Annotated in this window: 15 protein-coding genes; 10 read left to right on the forward strand and 5 right to left on the reverse strand. The window is 71.0% G+C overall.

Annotation, left to right across the window (positions count from 1 at the left end):
• Nucleotides 1-14: 14 nt before the first annotated feature.
• From ACWDEW_RS28875 to rsmI, 4 genes are all read right to left on the reverse strand, one after another.
• Nucleotides 15-1,316: a ubiquitin-like domain-containing protein gene (locus ACWDEW_RS28875; protein ID WP_450516321.1), complete on the reverse strand. Its 1,302-nt coding sequence runs from the start codon at nt 1,314-1,316 to the stop codon at nt 15-17.
• Between the two features lie 131 nt (nt 1,317-1,447).
• On the reverse strand, nt 1,448-2,326 hold the full coding sequence (locus tag ACWDEW_RS28880; protein ID WP_450516323.1) for a TatD family hydrolase: 879 nt from the start codon (nt 2,324-2,326) through the stop codon (nt 1,448-1,450).
• Between the two features lie 47 nt (nt 2,327-2,373).
• On the reverse strand, nt 2,374-2,811 hold the full coding sequence (locus ACWDEW_RS28885) for a hypothetical protein (RefSeq protein WP_450516325.1): 438 nt from the start codon (nt 2,809-2,811) through the stop codon (nt 2,374-2,376).
• A gap of 350 nt (nt 2,812-3,161) precedes the next feature.
• Nucleotides 3,162-4,013: a 16S rRNA (cytidine(1402)-2'-O)-methyltransferase gene (gene rsmI, locus ACWDEW_RS28890; protein ID WP_450516327.1), complete on the reverse strand. Its 852-nt coding sequence runs from the start codon at nt 4,011-4,013 to the stop codon at nt 3,162-3,164.
• Nucleotides 4,014-4,108: 95 nt separating this feature from the next.
• On the opposite strand from rsmI, the gene ACWDEW_RS28895 reads away from it, so the two are divergent.
• From ACWDEW_RS28895 to ACWDEW_RS28910, 4 genes are all read left to right on the forward strand, one after another.
• On the forward strand, nt 4,109-5,851 hold the full coding sequence (locus tag ACWDEW_RS28895) for a dolichyl-phosphate-mannose--protein mannosyltransferase (RefSeq protein ID WP_450516329.1): 1,743 nt from the start codon (nt 4,109-4,111) through the stop codon (nt 5,849-5,851).
• Nucleotides 5,852-5,871: 20 nt separating this feature from the next.
• Entirely contained in the window at nt 5,872-7,251 is a 1,380-nt protein-coding gene (locus tag ACWDEW_RS28900; RefSeq protein ID WP_450516330.1) for a hypothetical protein, read from the forward strand.
• A gap of 107 nt (nt 7,252-7,358) precedes the next feature.
• Nucleotides 7,359-8,990, forward strand: coding sequence for a penicillin-binding transpeptidase domain-containing protein (locus ACWDEW_RS28905; RefSeq protein WP_450516332.1), 1,632 nt, complete (start codon nt 7,359-7,361; stop codon nt 8,988-8,990).
• Nucleotides 8,991-9,171: 181 nt separating this feature from the next.
• On the forward strand, nt 9,172-10,794 hold the full coding sequence (locus tag ACWDEW_RS28910) for a penicillin-binding transpeptidase domain-containing protein (RefSeq protein ID WP_450516486.1): 1,623 nt from the start codon (nt 9,172-9,174) through the stop codon (nt 10,792-10,794).
• Between the two features lie 3 nt (nt 10,795-10,797).
• Here the strand turns inward: ACWDEW_RS28910 and ACWDEW_RS28915 are convergent, their stop codons facing one another.
• Nucleotides 10,798-11,151 (reverse strand): SsgA family sporulation/cell division regulator, encoded by a 354-nt coding sequence (locus tag ACWDEW_RS28915; RefSeq protein WP_019066592.1) that lies wholly within the window; start codon nt 11,149-11,151, stop codon nt 10,798-10,800.
• Nucleotides 11,152-11,321: 170 nt separating this feature from the next.
• Between ACWDEW_RS28915 and ACWDEW_RS28920 the strand changes: the two genes are divergently transcribed.
• The 6 genes from ACWDEW_RS28920 to ACWDEW_RS28945 all read left to right on the forward strand — a co-directional run bounded on the left by ACWDEW_RS28920 (nt 11,322) and on the right by ACWDEW_RS28945 (nt 16,105).
• Nucleotides 11,322-12,347 carry an energy-coupling factor ABC transporter permease gene (locus tag ACWDEW_RS28920; protein WP_450516334.1) on the forward strand — a complete coding sequence of 342 codons (1,026 nt, stop codon included), beginning with the start codon at nt 11,322-11,324 and terminating at the stop codon, nt 12,345-12,347.
• A 1-nt stretch (nt 12,348) separates the two neighbouring features.
• Nucleotides 12,349-13,110 carry a cobalt ECF transporter T component CbiQ gene (cbiQ, locus tag ACWDEW_RS28925; RefSeq protein ID WP_450516336.1) on the forward strand — a complete coding sequence of 254 codons (762 nt, stop codon included), beginning with the start codon at nt 12,349-12,351 and terminating at the stop codon, nt 13,108-13,110.
• Complete coding sequence (locus ACWDEW_RS28930) at nt 13,086-13,862, forward strand: energy-coupling factor ABC transporter ATP-binding protein (RefSeq protein WP_450516338.1); 777 nt, start codon at nt 13,086-13,088, stop codon at nt 13,860-13,862. The genes cbiQ and ACWDEW_RS28930 overlap by 25 nt, the downstream gene beginning before the upstream one ends.
• Nucleotides 13,859-14,326, forward strand: coding sequence for a MarR family winged helix-turn-helix transcriptional regulator (locus ACWDEW_RS28935; RefSeq protein ID WP_450516340.1), 468 nt, complete (start codon nt 13,859-13,861; stop codon nt 14,324-14,326). The genes ACWDEW_RS28930 and ACWDEW_RS28935 overlap by 4 nt, the downstream gene beginning before the upstream one ends.
• Before the next feature lie 128 nt (nt 14,327-14,454).
• Complete coding sequence (locus ACWDEW_RS28940; RefSeq protein WP_450516341.1) at nt 14,455-14,901, forward strand: organic hydroperoxide resistance protein; 447 nt, start codon at nt 14,455-14,457, stop codon at nt 14,899-14,901.
• Between the two features lie 37 nt (nt 14,902-14,938).
• Nucleotides 14,939-16,105 (forward strand): serine hydrolase domain-containing protein, encoded by a 1,167-nt coding sequence (locus ACWDEW_RS28945; protein ID WP_450516343.1) that lies wholly within the window; start codon nt 14,939-14,941, stop codon nt 16,103-16,105.
• The last annotated feature ends 41 nt before the right edge of the window (nt 16,106-16,146 follow it).

Raw genomic sequence — 16,146 nt, forward strand, 5'->3', positions numbered from 1 at the left:
TCCCCCGTCCCTCCTCAGCCGTGCAGCCTCGTTCCGCAGTGCGGCCATGGGCTCGCGCCCCTGCGCACGTACAGCTTCTTCGCCCTGAACGTCTGTTCCTCCGCCGAAGCATCCTGGGGTCGGCCCGACCCGCCCAGGCTGTGCCAGGTGTGGGTGTCGAACTGGTAGAGGCCGCCGTAGGTGCCGGAGGGGTCCACCGCGCCGGGGCGGCCGCCGGACTCACAGGTGGCGAGGGAATGCCAGTTGAGCTGGTCGGCGCCCTGTACCGAGGTGGGCATCGGTTTGGTGCCGACCCTCACCAGCTGGGGGCGGGGTTCCTGGACGAGTTCCTCGTCGATGCGGCGCGGCTTCTCCTTGACGCCGTTGACCGTGCGCAGGGCGTAGGTGGTGCGGCGCAGGCCCGGGCGGCCGGCGCGTTCGACGACCTCCGTGCCCTTGAAGAGGGTGGGGTCGTCGGTGCGTTCCACCCGGAAGGGGATCGGCTCCTCGCGGACCTCTCGGGTGCCGGTGATCCGCAGGACCGTGATCGTCTGCCCGTCACGCGGGAAGCTCTCGGGCGGGACCGAGGTGGTGTCCTCGCCGTGGAGGCCGATGCCGGCCTCCTGGACCGCCTCGCCGACCGTCGCCGCGTTGGTGCGGATCGTGCGGGCGCGGCCGTCGGCCATGATCGTGACGGTGCGTTCGGTGCGCACGTCGAGGGCGAGTCCGGCGCGGCCGATGGGCTGGGAGCGGGAGGCCGAGAGGTACGCGCCCTCCGCGCGCACCCCGAGTTGTTCGAGGGCGCCGTCGACCGTGCGGGCCGTGGTCCACACCTCGCGCCGGTGCCCGTCGAGGGTGAGGCGCACGGGGCGGCCGTAGCGGACCGCGACCTCGTCGCCGCTGGCGAGGTCCGCGTCCGGGCCGGGGGCCACCACGTCGTGCTCGCCGACCTCGACGCCCTGCTGGGCGAGGAGTTCGGTGACGTCGTCGGCGAAGGTGTGCAGGGTGCGCGGGTGGCCGTCGACGTTCAGCTCGATCGCCTTGTCCTTGGCGACGAACGCGGTGGTGCCGCCGGCGAGAAAGGCGACGACCAGGGCCTGCGGGACCAGCCGGCGCACGGTGGCCGCCGTGGAGCCGCCCGTGCGGTCGGCTCTTCGTCTGCGGTCCGCCCGACCCGGCGCGACGGTCACCGCCTGGCGCGGGAACACGGGTTCCGGCGCCTCGTAGGCGGGCCGGTACGTGTCCTCGTACACCTGGGTCGCGTCGGTGTACTCGTCGGTGTACACATCGGCGCGCACACCGCGGTCGTACGTCTCGTAGGTCTCGTAGTTGCTCACGCCGACACGCTCCAGAAGGCCAGACGGGTCCGGATCGGGCCAACAGAACCTAGCGGAGCGACCGTCACTCTCCAAAGCGACGCGGCTACTCAGGGTTGTGTTCGAAAGGGGCGGCGGGGCTCGGTGGAGCCTCAGTAGCCGAAGGCTCGGGCCGTGTTCGCCGCGAGGGCCGTCGACAGGGCGTCCTCGTCGATGCCCCGGACGGCGGCCATGGCGCGGACCGTGACCGGGACGAGATAGGGCGCGTTCGGCCGTCCGCGGTAGGGGGCCGGCGTGAGGAACGGGGCGTCGGTCTCCACGAGGACCAGCTCCAGGGGCGCCACGGCGAGCGCGTCCCGCAGGTTCTGGGCGTTCTTGAAGGTGACGGTGCCGGCGAACGACATGAAGTACCCGGCGCTCGCGCAGAGTTCGGCCATCTCGGCGTCACCGGAGTAGCAGTGGAAGACGGTCCGCTCGGGAGCGCCCTCCTCCTTGAGGACGCGCAGCACGTCGGCGTGGGCGTCGCGGTCGTGGATGACCAGGGCCTTGCCGTGGCGCTTGGCGATCTCGATGTGGGCGCGGAAGGAGAGTTCCTGCGCCGCCTTGCCCTCGGGTCCGGTGCGGAAGTAGTCGAGGCCGGTCTCGCCGACGCCCTTGACGTGCGGGAGTCCGGCCAGCCGGTCGATCTCCGCGAGGGCCTCGTCGAGGGCCGTGTCGCCGCCGGGGACACGGGCGCCCTGCCTCGACCAGCCGTCGGGGTCGCCGTGCACGATGCGCGGGGCCTCGTTCGGGTGGAGGGCGACCGTCGCATGGATCGCGTCGTACCGGGCGGCCGTATCGGCGGCCCAGCGCGAGCCCTTCACGTCGCAGCCGACCTGCACGAGCGTCGTGACACCGACCGAGGCCGCCTTGGCGAGCGCCTCCTCCACCGTGCCGGACTGCATGTCGAGGTGGGTGTGGGAGTCGGCGACGGGCACCCGGAGGGGCTCCGGGAGCGGAGGCGCCGCGTTCTTGTCGCTGGAGGCAGGCATGCCCCGATCCTACGAAAGGGGCATGCCCACCCGGTCGCCGGAGGCGGTCAGCTCGCCTTGCGGTGGTGGTGGAAGGGGTGCAGCAGGTCGGACAGGTGCCAGTGGTGGTCCGCAGTCTCCGGCAGCGGGGTCACGGTCTCGTCCGTGGCGTCCGTACCGTCCTCCGTCGCCGCTGCCGCCCGGGGCCGGGGCGCCTGGTACTGCCGCTGCGCCGCGTCCCGTACCGACGACACCTGGCCCGCCCGCATGATGCGCACGACATGCCCGTCGCAGTTGTGGCACGCGGGGCGGCTCAGGGGCGACGGCACGACCTGGCCGTCCGCCACGTACATCACGAACTGGTGGCCGTCGGTGTCGACGTGGTGCTCTATCTCGTATGCCTGCTCCCAGCCGTGCCCGCACCGCATGCAGGCGAAGGAGTACGACTCGTTCACCACGGCGGTGGCAGCGCCCCGGAGGCCGGTCTGCCCTGCGATCTCACTCATGCCAGCTCCTGCTTGACTTCCGCTGGACAAGCGCCCCCGCGAGGGGATTCCCCCCGGAATCCCGATGGAGGCGAGGGACGGGTGCGTCCCTCACTCCAGTGGACGCCTCGGGCAGGGCGAACGCACCAGTCCTGTCGACTGTTGGAGGCGATTTGGACTTTCCTTGTCGAATCGCCCTTCCGACCCGGTCGGGACTTTGCATTCGGCGACCGCGCTTTGCCCCGCCATGGGGCGCACGCTCATGGGAGGAGCGCCCTGCTCAGAGGGGATTCCGCCCCAGCTCAGGGCGGATTTCCGGGCGGGCTCGGCGGGGATTTCGGGCAGGCTTCAGAGGGGCTTCCGCGGAGGTTTCAGAGGGGCTTTTGCGCGGTCTTGGCGGCCACCACCGCATCGAACACCTCGCGCTTGGGAACGCCCGCCTCGACCGCGACCGCGGCGATCGCCTCCTTGCGCCGCTCCCCCGCCTCCTCGCGCACCCGCACCCGCAGCACCAGCTCCTCCGCGCCGAGCTCCTCGGCCTGCTCCGGCGCCCCCTCCACCACGACGGTGATCTCGCCGCGCACGCCCTCCGCCGCCCACGCGGCGAGCTCGCCGACCGGGCCGCGCTTGATCTCCTCGTACGTCTTGGTCAGCTCCCGGCACACGGCGGCCCGCCGCTCGGCGCCGAACGCCTCGGCCATGGCGGCGAGGGTGTCGTCGAGCCGGTGCGGCGCCTCGAAGTAGACGAGGGTGCGCCGCTCACCGGCCACCTCCCGCAGCCGCGACAGCCGCTCGCCCGCCTTCCGCGGCAGGAACCCCTCGAAGCAGAACCGGTCCACCGGCAGCCCCGACAGCGCGAGCGCGGTGAGCACCGCGGACGGCCCCGGTACGGCGGTCACCCTGATGTCCTTCTCCACGGCGGCGGCGACCAGCCGGTACCCCGGGTCGGACACGGACGGCATCCCCGCGTCGGTCACCAGCAGCACCCGCGCCCCGCCCACCAGGGCCTCGACCAGCTCGGGTGTCCGCGCGGACTCGTTGCCCTCGAAGTACGACACGACCCGCCCCTTGGGCTGCACCCCGAGCGCCTGGGTCAGCCGCCGCAGCCGCCGGGTGTCCTCGGCGGCGACCACGTCGGCCCCGGCCAGCTCCTCCGCGAGCCGGGGAGGGGCGTCCTGAACGTCGCCGATGGGGGTGCCCGCCAAAACAAGGGTTCCAGTCACGTTCCCATCCTCGCAGGGCCGACAGATCCGGACGCATCCGGACCGAGACCACCCATGCACGGGACTCACACAGCGCTGTTCCCTACGATGGCGCGGTGACCAGTACCGCGTCCTCCACGGACACCCGGCAGGGCCAGGCCCCTCAAGAGCAGCGGCCGTCGTGGCAGCAGCGGCTGCGCCGTTTCGGCTACACGGCGGGGCCCAGAAGCGACGTACGGGACCGGTTGACGCCGCCGTACGCGGAGCCCAGCCCCCGGCTGTGGGCGGCGCTCGGCTTCTCGCCGGGGCTCGTCGACCGCCTCACCCGCTGGTCGGGCTGGGGCGGCCCGCTGCTGGTCACGCTGATGGCCGGCGTGATGCGCTTCTACCACCTGGGCAGTCCGAAGGCGGTGATATTCGACGAGACGTACTACGCCAAGGACGCGTGGGCGCTGGTCCACCGCGGCTTCGAGGTCAACTGGGACAAGAACGCCAACGACCTGATCCTGAAGACAGGCGGGCACGTCTCGATCCCCACGGACGCGGCCTACGTCGTGCACCCGCCCGTCGGCAAGTACGTGATCGGCATCGGCGAGCTGATCTTCGGCTTCAACCCGTTCGGCTGGCGCTTCATGACGGCGCTGCTCGGCACGCTGACCGTGCTGATGCTGTGCCGCATCGGCCGCCGCCTCTTCCGCTCCACCTTCCTGGGCTGTGTCGCGGGCGTCCTGATGTCGCTGGACGGCCTGGCCTTCGTGATGGCCCGCACCTCGCTGCTCGACGGTGTGCTGATGTTCTTCGTGGTGGCCGCGTTCGGCTGCCTGCTGATCGACCGCGACAGGGCCCGGGAGAAACTCGCGGCGGCCCTGCCCGCCGACGCCTACGGCCGGGTCCGCCCCGACGCGCACACCGGCGACACCCTCTCCCTCGGCTGGCGCCCCTGGCGCTGGACGGCGGGCCTGCTGCTCGGCCTCGCGATCGGCACCAAGTGGAACGGCCTCTACATCACGGCCGCCTTCGTCGTGATGATGCTGCTGTGGGACGTCGGCTCCCGCAAGGTCGCGGGCGCCCGCAACGCGTACGTGGCGGTCCTCAGGCACGACCTCGGTCTCGGCTTCCTGGCCACCGTCCCGGTCGCCGTCGCCGTCTACCTGACCTCCTGGATCGGCTGGATCCTCTCCCCCGCCAACGGCACCGGCGGCTACTTCCGCAACTGGGCCGCGACCGACGGCAAGGGCGGCACCTGGAGCCACGTCCTGCCGGACTGGCTGCGCAGCCTGTGGCACTACGAGCACGAGGTCTACGAGTTCAACGTCGGCCTGCACTCGCCGCACACCTACATGTCCAACCCCTGGAGCTGGCTGGTCGACGGCCGCCCGGTCTCCTACTTCTACGAGTCCCCCTCGCCCGGCGCCGACGGCTGCCCGGTGAACGCCGGCGACAAGTGCGCCCGCGAGGTCCTGGCCATCGGCACACCCCTCCTCTGGTGGGCCGCCTGCTTCGCGATCCTCTACGTCCTGTGGCGCTGGGCCTTCCGCCGCGACTGGCGCGCGGGCGCGATCGCCTGCGGGGTCGCGGCCGGCTACCTCCCCTGGTTCCTCTACCAGGACCGCACGATCTTCTTCTTCTACTCGATCGTCTTCCTGCCGTTCCTGTGCTTGGCGGTGGCGATGTTGATCGGCGCGATCATCGGCCCACCCGGCTCCAGCGACACCCGCCGGGTCACGGGGGCGGTCGGCGCGGGGGTACTGGTCCTGCTGATCACCTGGAACTTCATCTACTTCTGGCCGCTGTACACGGGGACGTCGATTCCTATTGATCAGTGGCGGTCTCGGATGTGGCTGGATACGTGGGTGTAGGTGGGGCCGGGGGGAACGACATGGACGACCACCTCGACGCCGCGGTCAGAGCACTGTCCTGGAACCCCGCGTCACCGGGCAGTGTGCTGCTGCGACTGCTCAAACTTGACCACCGGGACGTGCGGTGGACCCTCACCCAGCGCGCCGACCTGCCCCTGGAGGTCGTCGACGCGATCCTGGCGGACCCCGATCGCAGGCTCCGCCAGGACTTCGCCGACAGCGCCGCCGCCGACCCGGCTCAGCGCGCCCGGCTCATCGACGATCCGGACCCTAAGGTCCTTCTCGCCCTCGCCATCGGGCCGACGCCCTACCGGCGCCGGGTGGAACCGCTGCCCGACTGGGCGTACGAGCGGCTGCTGAAGCACCCCGATGAGGGCATCCGCCACGAGACCGTCCGCTGGTCCAGCGTCCCCGCCCGTGTCCTGGCCGGCCTCGCGGACCACCCGGACAGCGTCCTGCGCAGGGCGTCCTGCCGCGCGTGGGAGGAATTGCCGGACGCCGCGCGGGAGTTGCTGCTCCAGGACGAGGACGTGGAGGTACGGCAGGCCGCCGCGATGCACGTCTGCCACGAGGACGAGGACCGGACGGCGTGGCTGCTCGAAAGCCTCGTCGGCTCCCACCTGCTGTACCAGGTTCTGGAGACCGGACGGCTGAGCCGCGAGCTCGCCGAGCACCTGGTGGCCCAGCCGCGCCGGGCCTCAGTCGCCGCGAACCCCTCCCTCCCCCCGGATCTCGTACGGCAGTTGGCCGTCGACCCGGACCCGCACATCCGGCTCGTCGTCTCCGCCCGGCAGGAACTGACGGAGGCGGAACGCGCGGCCATCGACTACACCGTGGATCCCGAGGCCCGCCTGTCCCCGCTGGACTGGGTGTGGGACGCCCGCGAGGACGTCGACCTCCTGCGCCGGTGCGCGACCTCCGCGCACACCTGGCTGCGCCGCAGCGCCGCGGTGTGCCCGGCCCTGCCACCGGACATCGTCGAACTCCTCGCCCGGGACGAGGACTTCGCCGTACGGCTGCTGCTGTGCGAGTTCCATCCCGAGCCGCCGCCGGAGCTGCTGCTCGACCTGTATCTACACGGCACGCACCGGGCCGTGGAGATGCTGATCGCCAAGCCCGGGTTCCCGTCGGCGGGGTTGGCGGCCCGTTTCCTGGACTCCCCTGATCCGCGCCGGCGTCGGCTGGCACTGCGTGATCCCGCGCTGACCCCGGAGGACCTGGACCGGCTCAGCCGTGACGGGGGGTTGCGCGGGCCGGCCGCCCGGGACCCGCGGCTGCCCCTGCCTCGGATCCGCGAACTGCTCGCCGACCCGGACCTGCTCGGCTCCGTCGCCGGCAATCCCGCGCTTCCCGCCGAGGACATGCACCGGCTCCTCGACGCGGCGGGGGCGCCCGCCTGATCGCTCTTCGGTGGGTCTCCGTTGAGACAACAAAAGGCAACACCCCTCACAGCTTTCCCCCACGCCCCATACAGTCGAGGGACTGATAACGGGGAGGGGAACGACCCATGCGCAAGGGGGTAAAAGCCACCGTCATCGGCAGTGTGTTCGCCGTGATGGTGTCGGGGGCGGGGTACGGGGCGTACAACCTCGTGTCCGCGTTGGGTGGAAGTTCGGGTGTGGGCGGTTCCGGTGGGCCCGCGCCCGTGAAGACCGGGCCGCCGAGCGCGTCGGAGGTCAAGGACACGACGGCGAAGTTCTTCGCGGCCTGGGAGAAGGGGCAGGCGGTGACGGCGGCGTCGTACACGAACAACGACGCGGCGGCCGACACCGTGCTGGAGTCCTACAGCGGGGCCGGGCACATCACCGCCGTGAAGATCACTCCCGGTACGACGACCGGGGCGACCGTGCCGTTCACGGTGAAGGCAACGGTGTCGTACGACGGAAAGTCGAAGCCACTCAGCTACCGGAGCCAACTGACCGTCGTACGCGGCAAAACCACCGGACGGGCCCTCGTCGACTGGCAACCGGCCGTAGTTCACCCGGAGTTGAAGACCGGCGACACGCTCGTCACCGGGGAGTCCGCGAGCCCGGCGATCGAGGCCGTGGACCGGAACGGGACCGTGCTGACCAAGGAGAAGTATCCGTCGCTCGGGCCGATCCTGGACGAGCTGCGTTCCAAGTACGGTGACCAGGCGGGCGGTTCGCCCGGGATCGAGCTGGCGATCAAGCACCAGGCCGAGGGCTCGGCCGACACCACGCTGCTGACCCTGGAGAAGGGCAAGGCCGGCAAGGTGCGCACGACGCTCAGCGCGAGCGCGCAGGCCGCCGCCGAGAAGGCCGTGACGAAGTACTCGGAGTCGTCGGTCGTGGCGCTCCAGCCGAGCACCGGGCAGGTGCTGGCGATCGCCAACCACCGCGACGACGGCTTCAACGCCGCGTTCCTGGGGCAGTTGGCGCCGGGGTCGACCATGAAGATCATCAGTGCCGCCACGCTCATCGACAACGGGCTGACCACGATGAACGGACCGGCGCCCTGTCCTACCACCGCCGTCTGGCAGGAGCAGACCTTCAAGAACCTGACCGGCCTCAAGCCGAACGAGAACGCCACGCTCGCCGACAGTTTCGCGCGCTCCTGCAACACGGCGTTCGTGAAGTTCGCCGACTCGGTCAAGGTGGACTCCCTGACCAAGGAGGCCCAGGACCGCTTCGGGCTCGGCCGGGACAACTGGAAGACCGGCATCCCGTCCTTCGACGGCTCGGTGCCCGCGTCCGGCGGCCCGGACACCGCGGCGAACCTGATCGGCCAGGGCCAGGTGCAGATGAGCCCGCTGAACATGGCGTCGGTGACGGCGACCGCGAAGACGGGCACGTTCCGCCAGCCGGTACTCGTCGCGCAGAGCCTCGACGACCGCCAACTGGCCACCGCGCAGGGCCTGTCGGCGAGTACGTCGACGCAGCTGCGGGCGATGATGTACCGCACCGCGACCAGCGGCACCGCGGCCGGGATCATGGCCGGGCTCGGCCCGAACATCGGCGCCAAGACGGGATCGGCCGAGGTGGACGGGCAGTCGAAGTCCAACAGCTGGTTCACCGGCTACCGGGGCGATGTCGCCGCGGCGGCCATGACGCAGGACGGCGGCCACGGCATCGACGCCGCCGGCCCGATCGTCCGCGCGGTACTGGCGGCAAGTGGCTGAACTCACTCCCCGGGGAAAGTGAACTACCCGCACAGGACGGGACTCTAGGGTGGGCGTGGTCGTTGGGGTGTGTGAGGGCTGAGGGCGACGGGGGCCCAAGGGGATTCGCGGAGGATCGGGAACTGTGGGCACGAGGGGCAAGAAGAAGGTCGCCGCCGAGCGACGGAAGGCGAGACCCGCCATGGTCGGCGGGGTCATCGCCGTGGCCGTCGTCGGCGCGGGCGTGGGCGCCTACGCGCTGTACGACGGCGGGGCGTCCGCCGAGGCACGCACGTCGACCACCGCCGACCACAAGGCCGTCAAGACGGGCCCGTTGACGGCGGCCGAGGTCCAGACGACCGCGAAGCGGTACCTGGCCGACTGGCAGCAGGGCAAGGTCGCCCAGGCCGCCGCCGTGACCGACAAGTCGACGGCGGCCACCGCGCTGCTCACCGGCTACACCAAGAACGCCCACATGAAGGGCATCACCGTCACCGAGGGGACCCCCACCGGCGCCAAGGTCCCCTTCTCCGTGAAGTGCACGGTGTCGTACAAGGGCATCAACAAGCCCATGACGTACGCCACTTCACTCACGGTCGTGCGCAGCGCGAAGGACGGCAAGCCGTACGTCCAGTGGCACGCGTCCGTCGTCCACCCGGATCTAGCGGACGGCGACACCCTGGTGACGGGCGAGTCCGGAACCCCGCCGATCAAGGCCTACGACCGGGACGGCGGCGAGCTGACGACGGCCAAGTACCCGTCCCTGGGGCCGGTGCTGGACGGGCTGCGGGAGAAGTTCGGCAAGAAGGCGGGCGGGAAGGCGGGCATCGAGCTGCGGGTGGTCCGCGGCAAGACGTCCAAGCAGTCCGACAAGACCCTCGTCGAGCTGAGCAAGGGCACCCCGGGCAAGGTGAAGACGACGCTCAGCCCGACCCTCCAGGCGGCGGCCGAGACGCAGGTCAGCAAGCAGAAGAACTCCTCGGTCGTGATGATGCGCCCGTCGACCGGCGAGATCCTGGCCGTCGCGAACGCCTCGCACGGTTTCAACGTGGCCTTCCAGGGCTCGCTGGCCCCCGGCTCCACGATGAAGATCGTCACGTCGACGATGCTCTTCGAGAAGAACCTGATCACCCCGGACGCGTCCCACCCCTGCCCCAAGACGTACAAGCTGGCGGGCTGGACCTTCCACAACGACGACGACTCGGAGATCAAGAAGGGCACGTTCAAGCTGGCCTTCGGGGCCTCCTGCAACAACGCCTTCATCAACTTCGCGCCCAAGCTGTCCGACAGCGATCTGACCACGGAGGCCCAGCAGGTCTACGGCCTCGGCATGAACAACTGGGCCATCGGCGTCCCCACCTTCGACGGCTCGGTCCCGGTGCAGAGCGGCGCCCAGATGGGCGCCTCGCTGATCGGCCAGGGCGGGGTCCGGATGAACCCGCTGAACATGGCGTCGGTCGCCTCGACGGTCGACTCGGGCACCTTCCACCAGCCGTACCTGGTCTCCCCGACTGTCGACAACCGCACGATCGCGAAGGCCTCGCGCACGATGTCGTCGACGACGCAGGCCGAGCTGAAGGAAGTCATGAAGTACACCGCCGACTACGGCACGGCGGCGAAGGCGATGGCCGGGCTCGGCCCCGACTACGGCGCGAAGACCGGTTCGGCGGAGGTCGACGGCCAGAAGAAGCCCAACGGCTGGTTCACCGCGTACAAGGGCGACCTCGTGGCCGCCGGCGTGGTCCAGGCGGGCGGCCACGGCGGCGACACGGCGGGTCCGATCGTGGCGGCGCTGCTGAAGCTGGGCAGCAGTCTCGGAGGCTGAGCCTCAGGTGCCGACAGGTGCGGCGGCCGTATAGGTCCGCCGCAGGAACCGCATGATCGTCTTCGTCTCGAACTGGACGACGGAGACGCCCTGTTCGGAGTGGAACTCGACCACGGCCTGCACCCGTCCGCACGGCCACACGCGCACCTCGCCGCTGCCGGCCGGGGCACGCAGTCCCTCTTCCAGCAGCTCGCGGTCGAAGGTCCAGGCATGCGGTCCGGGCAGGTCGATACGGACGGTTCGCGGATCGGATTCGGGGTCGTACCGCAGGACGACCGGGACGGCGGCGGGGTCCAGCCGGTCCACGTCCTCGTCGGTGACGATATGGGCTCGCGCGTACTGTTCGACTACGGACATCGGGCGGCCCCTTACGCTGAGTGACCTGTGTGAAAGCTATGCATCCGCTTCCACTACCCCAATGTCGCATATTTTCCCGGGAGCGCCCCTCGGGGCGACAGATCTCACATAACGAAGGGGGATCTTCTCGCTCTTGCAAAGAACTCGCAACAACCATCTAAAATCATCCCGTGCATGTCCCTGACGGATTCATAGACGCCCCTGTGTCCGCCGCGACCGGAGTGGTCGCCGCCGGCGCCATCGCCGTGAGCCTGCGCGGCGCGCGCCGCGAACTCGACGAACGCACCGCACCACTGGCCGGGCTGGTCGCCGCCTTCATCTTCGCCGTCCAGATGCTCAACTTCCCCGTCGCGGCCGGCACCAGCGGCCACCTGCTCGGCGGCGCGCTGGCCGCGATCCTCGTCGGCCCCTACACCGGCGTCCTCTGCGTCTCGGTCGTGCTGCTCATGCAGGGCATCCTCTTCGCGGACGGCGGCCTGACCGCGCTCGGTGTGAACATCACGGACATGGCGATCACCACGACGGTCGTCGCCTACGCCGTCTTCCGCGGCCTGGTCAGGATCCTCCCGCGCACCCGCCGCTCGACCACCGCCGCGTCCTTCACCGCCGCCCTGCTCTCCGTCCCCGCCGCCGCCCTCGTCTTCACCCTCCTCTACGCCCTCGGCGGCACCACCGACGTCTCCCTCGGCAAGGTCGCCGGCGCGATGATCGGCGTGCACGTCCTCATCGGCGTCGGCGAGGCCGCGATCACCGCGCTGACGGTCGGCGCCGTGATCGCCGTACGCCCGGATCTCGTCCACGGCGCGCGCGGCCTGGAGCAGCGGCTGAAGCTTCGGGTGAACGGCGAACTCGTCGACGCCGCGCCCCAGTTGGCTCCCGTGCGCAGCACCTCGCACCGCAGGGTGTGGATCACCGGCCTCGCCGCCTCCCTCCTCCTCGCCGGTGTCGTCAGCTTCTACGCCTCCTCGAACCCCGACGGCCTGGAGAAGGTCGCCGCCGACCAGGGCATCGACCGGGCGGCGAAGGAGCACGCCTCGGCCGACTCCCCGCTCGCCGACTACGGCGTGCGCGATGTCGAGGACGCCCGGCTCTCCGGCGGCCTCGCGGGCGTGATCGGCGTCGGTGTGACGGTCGTGGCGGGCACGGGCGTCTTCTGGGCGGTCCGCAGGCGCCGTAGCACCTCGCAGGCGGCCTGAGATGGGCGCGGGCCACGCCCATCGCCTCTACCGGCACGGCCACTCGCGGGTCCACGCGCTGCCGCCGCACACCAAACTGGCCGCCGTGTTCGCGTTCGTGGTGGTCGTGGTGTCGACCCCGCGCGAGGCGATGTGGACGTTCGGCCTGTACGCCGTGCTGCTCGCGTGCGTCGCGTACGCGGCCCGCGTACCCGCCGCCTTCCTCCTCCGCCGCCTGCTGATCGAGATCCCCTTCGTCGCCTTCGCGGTGCTCATGCCCTTCGTGGCGGAGGGCGAGCAAGTCACCGTCCTGGGCCTGGAGTTGAGCGTGAACGGCCTCTGGGGCGCCTGGAACGTCCTCGCCAAGGGCACCTTGGGCGTCGCCGCCTCCGTCCTCCTCGCCGCCACCACCGAACTCCGCGAACTCCTCCTGGGACTCCAGCGGTTGAAGCTCCCACCGCTCCTCGTCCAGATCGCGTCCTTCATGATCCGCTACGGCGATGTCATCACCGACGAGATGCGCCGGATGCGGATCGCCCGCGAGTCCCGGGGTTTCGAGGCCCGGGGCATCCGCCACTGGGGCGTGCTCGCGAAGTCGGCGGGCGCGCTGTTCATCCGCTCCTACGAACGCGGGGAGCGGGTCCATCTGGCCATGGTGAGCCGGGGTTACGCGGGTTCCATGCCGGTGATCGACGAGGTGACCGCCGACCGGACGCAGTGGTCGCAGGCCCTCGCACTGCCCTGTGCCGCCCTTGTCGTATGTCTGTTGGGATGGACCCTGTGACCGATTCCCTTTCCTTGGATGTCTCCGGGCTGGCCTTCGCCTACCCCGACGGCCATCAGGCCCTGTTCGGCGTCGACTTCACGGTCGCGCGCGGTGAACGGGTCGCCCTGCTCGGTCCGAACGGTGCCGGCAAGACCACCCTCGTGCTGCACCTCAACGGCATCCTCACGGGCGGCGCCGGAACGGTGACGGTGGCCGGACTCCCGGTCGGCAAGCGGCACATGGCGGAGATCCGGCGCCGGGTCGGCATCGTCTTCCAGGATCCCGACGACCAGCTCTTCATGCCGACGGTGCGGGAGGACGTGGCGTTCGGGCCCGCGGCGGCCGGGATGAAAGGCGCCGAGCTGGAGCAGCGGGTGCGGACGGCACTGGAGTCGGTGGGCATGGCGGACTTCGCGGACCGTCCTCCGCACCATCTGTCGTTCGGGCAGCGGAGGAGAGTGGCGGTGGCGACCGTGTTGGCCATGGAGCCGGAGATCCTCGTCCTCGACGAACCCTCCTCCAACCTCGACCCCGCCTCCCGGCGCGAACTGGCCGACATCCTGCGGTCGTTGGACGTGACCGTCCTCATGGTCACGCACGACCTGCCGTACGCCCTGGAGCTGTGCCCGCGTTCGCTGATCCTGAGCGAGGGCGTGATCGCGGCGGACGGTGCGACCGGCGAACTCCTCTCCGACGACACGCTGATGCGGGACCATCGTCTGGAGTTGCCCTTCGGGTTCGACCCGCGGTCCGTGACAATGGGCGCGTGACGAACGAGGACCATACGGTTGCCGGGTCGCTGCTCCTCGACGAGCAGCTGTGCTTCGCGCTGTACGCGGCCCAGCGCGCGCTGACGGCCGCGTACCGCCCGCTCCTTGAAGAACTGGAGCTGACCTACCCGCAGTACCTCGTCCTGCTCGTCCTGTGGGAGCGCGGCGAGAGCCCGGTCAAGGACCTCTCGACCGCCCTGCGTCTCGACTACGGCACTCTCTCGCCGCTCCTGAAACGCCTGGAGGCGGCCGGACTCGTCCATCGCGAGCGCGCGGCCCATGACGAGCGCTCGGTGCTGGTCGCCTGCACGGAGCGCGGCAGTGCGCTGCGGGAACGTGCGGCCCGGGTGCCGGGCGCGCTGCTCGCGGCGACGGAGCTGGAGATGCCGGGGGTCGTGCGGCTGCGCGCGGAGCTGTGGCGGCTGGCGGAGCGCGCGGAGGCGGCGGCGGAACGGGCCCGCTGACCTCGGGTTACCGGCGGTTGCTACCCCCTGGTAGCCACTGACGCCGTACCGGCCAGTACCTTGTGCACGATGTAGTTGCACACTCTTGTATTTCCGTCCTGTGTTTCCGTTCTGGGGGAGGTCCCGCCATGGCCGACGACACCGCCGTCGACACCCGCCCGACGAAGATCATGTACGTCGCCGAGGCCACCGCCCACGGCGGCCGGGACGGCTATGTCAGCAGCCAGGACGGCCAGCTCGCCCTCCAGGTCGCGATGCCCCCGGCACTGGGCGGCGACGGCAACGGCACCAACCCCGAGCAGCTCTTCGCGGCCGGCTACAGCTCCTGCTTCCACAACGCGCTGGTGCTTGTCGGCCGCAGGGCCGGCTTCGACCTGGCCGGCTCCACGGTCGCCGCGAAGGTCGGCATCGGCCCCAACAAGCAGCGCGGCTACGGCCTCGCGGTCGCCCTCAGCGTCTCGCTCCCGGTGCTCGACCCGGACATCGCGGCGAAGCTGGTGGACGCGGCCCACGAGGTCTGCCCGTACTCGAACGCGACGCGCGGGAACATCGACGTCACGATCCTGCTTGGTTGAGGTAGGACAGCGGACCGGCGGGACCAGGAGTGCGGACGTGGACGTGAACGGCGTGGTGGCCGCGGGCTTCGAGCCGGTCGGGGAGGCGTTCGCGGCCAACTTCGAGGTGCGCGGGGAGCGGGGCGCGGCCGTGACCGTGTACCGGGACGGGCACCGGGTCGTGGACCTGTGGGCCGGCACCAAGGACGTCGACGGCACCGCTCCCTGGCAGCGGGACACGGCCCAGATCGTCCGTTCGGCGACGAAGGGCGTGGCCGCCGCCGCTCTGCTGCTGCTCGCACAGCGCGGGGAGCTGGATCTGGACGCCCCGGTGGGCGAGTACTGGCCGGAGTACAAGACGGCCGGCAAGGAACGCACCCTCGTGTGGCACCTGCTCGCGCACCGCGCGGGCGTGCCGGTGCTGGACCACCCGCTGACCCCGGCGCAGGCCGCAGACCCGGTGCAGGGCGCCGCGGCGGTGGCGGCGCAGGCGCCGGTCTGGGAGCCGGGCACGGATCACGGCTATCACGCGCAGACGTACAGCTGGCTGACCGGTGAGCTGGTGCGGCGGGTGACCGGCCGGTCGATCGGTGAGTGGATCGCGGACGAGATCGCGAGCCCGGCCGGGGCCGACCTGTGGGTGGGGCTGCCGTCCGGTGAGGCGGGGCGGGTGGGCCGGGTGGCGCAGGTGGAGACGCCGTCGGCTGCGGACACGGGGGTTCTCCGCGTCCGCCCCAAGCGCTCGGTCTCCGAGGCGTACGCGAACCCCGGCTCCCTCACCCGGCGCGCGTTCGGGGCGATCACCCCGATGCCGGACGAGAACGACGCGGCGTACCGGGCCGCCGAACTCCCCGCCTCGAACGGCATCGCGACGGCGGACGGCCTGGCCCGTTTCTACGCGTCCCTGATCGGCGAACTCGACGGCGGTGTGCGGCTGTTCACTCCGGAGACGGTCGAGCTGGCCCGCACGGAACGCTCGACGGGACCCGACCGCGTGCTGGTGGTGGGAACCCGTTTCGGCCTCGGCTACATGCTGCACGGCAGCGCCTCCCCGCTCCTCTCCGACGGCTCCTTCGGGCACCCGGGCCGAGGCGGCGCGCTGGGCTTCGCGGACCCCGATTCGGGCATCGCGTTCGGGTATGTGACGAATTCGTTCCGGAAGAGCGTGACGGCTGATCCACGGGCGCAGGCCCTGGTCAGGGCGGTGCGCACCGCACTGTCGTAGCGCACTGGTACGGCTGCGGCCGTCGGCGTCACAGCCGACGT

The sequence above is a fragment of the Streptomyces sp. NPDC001100 genome (assembly GCF_053598575.1).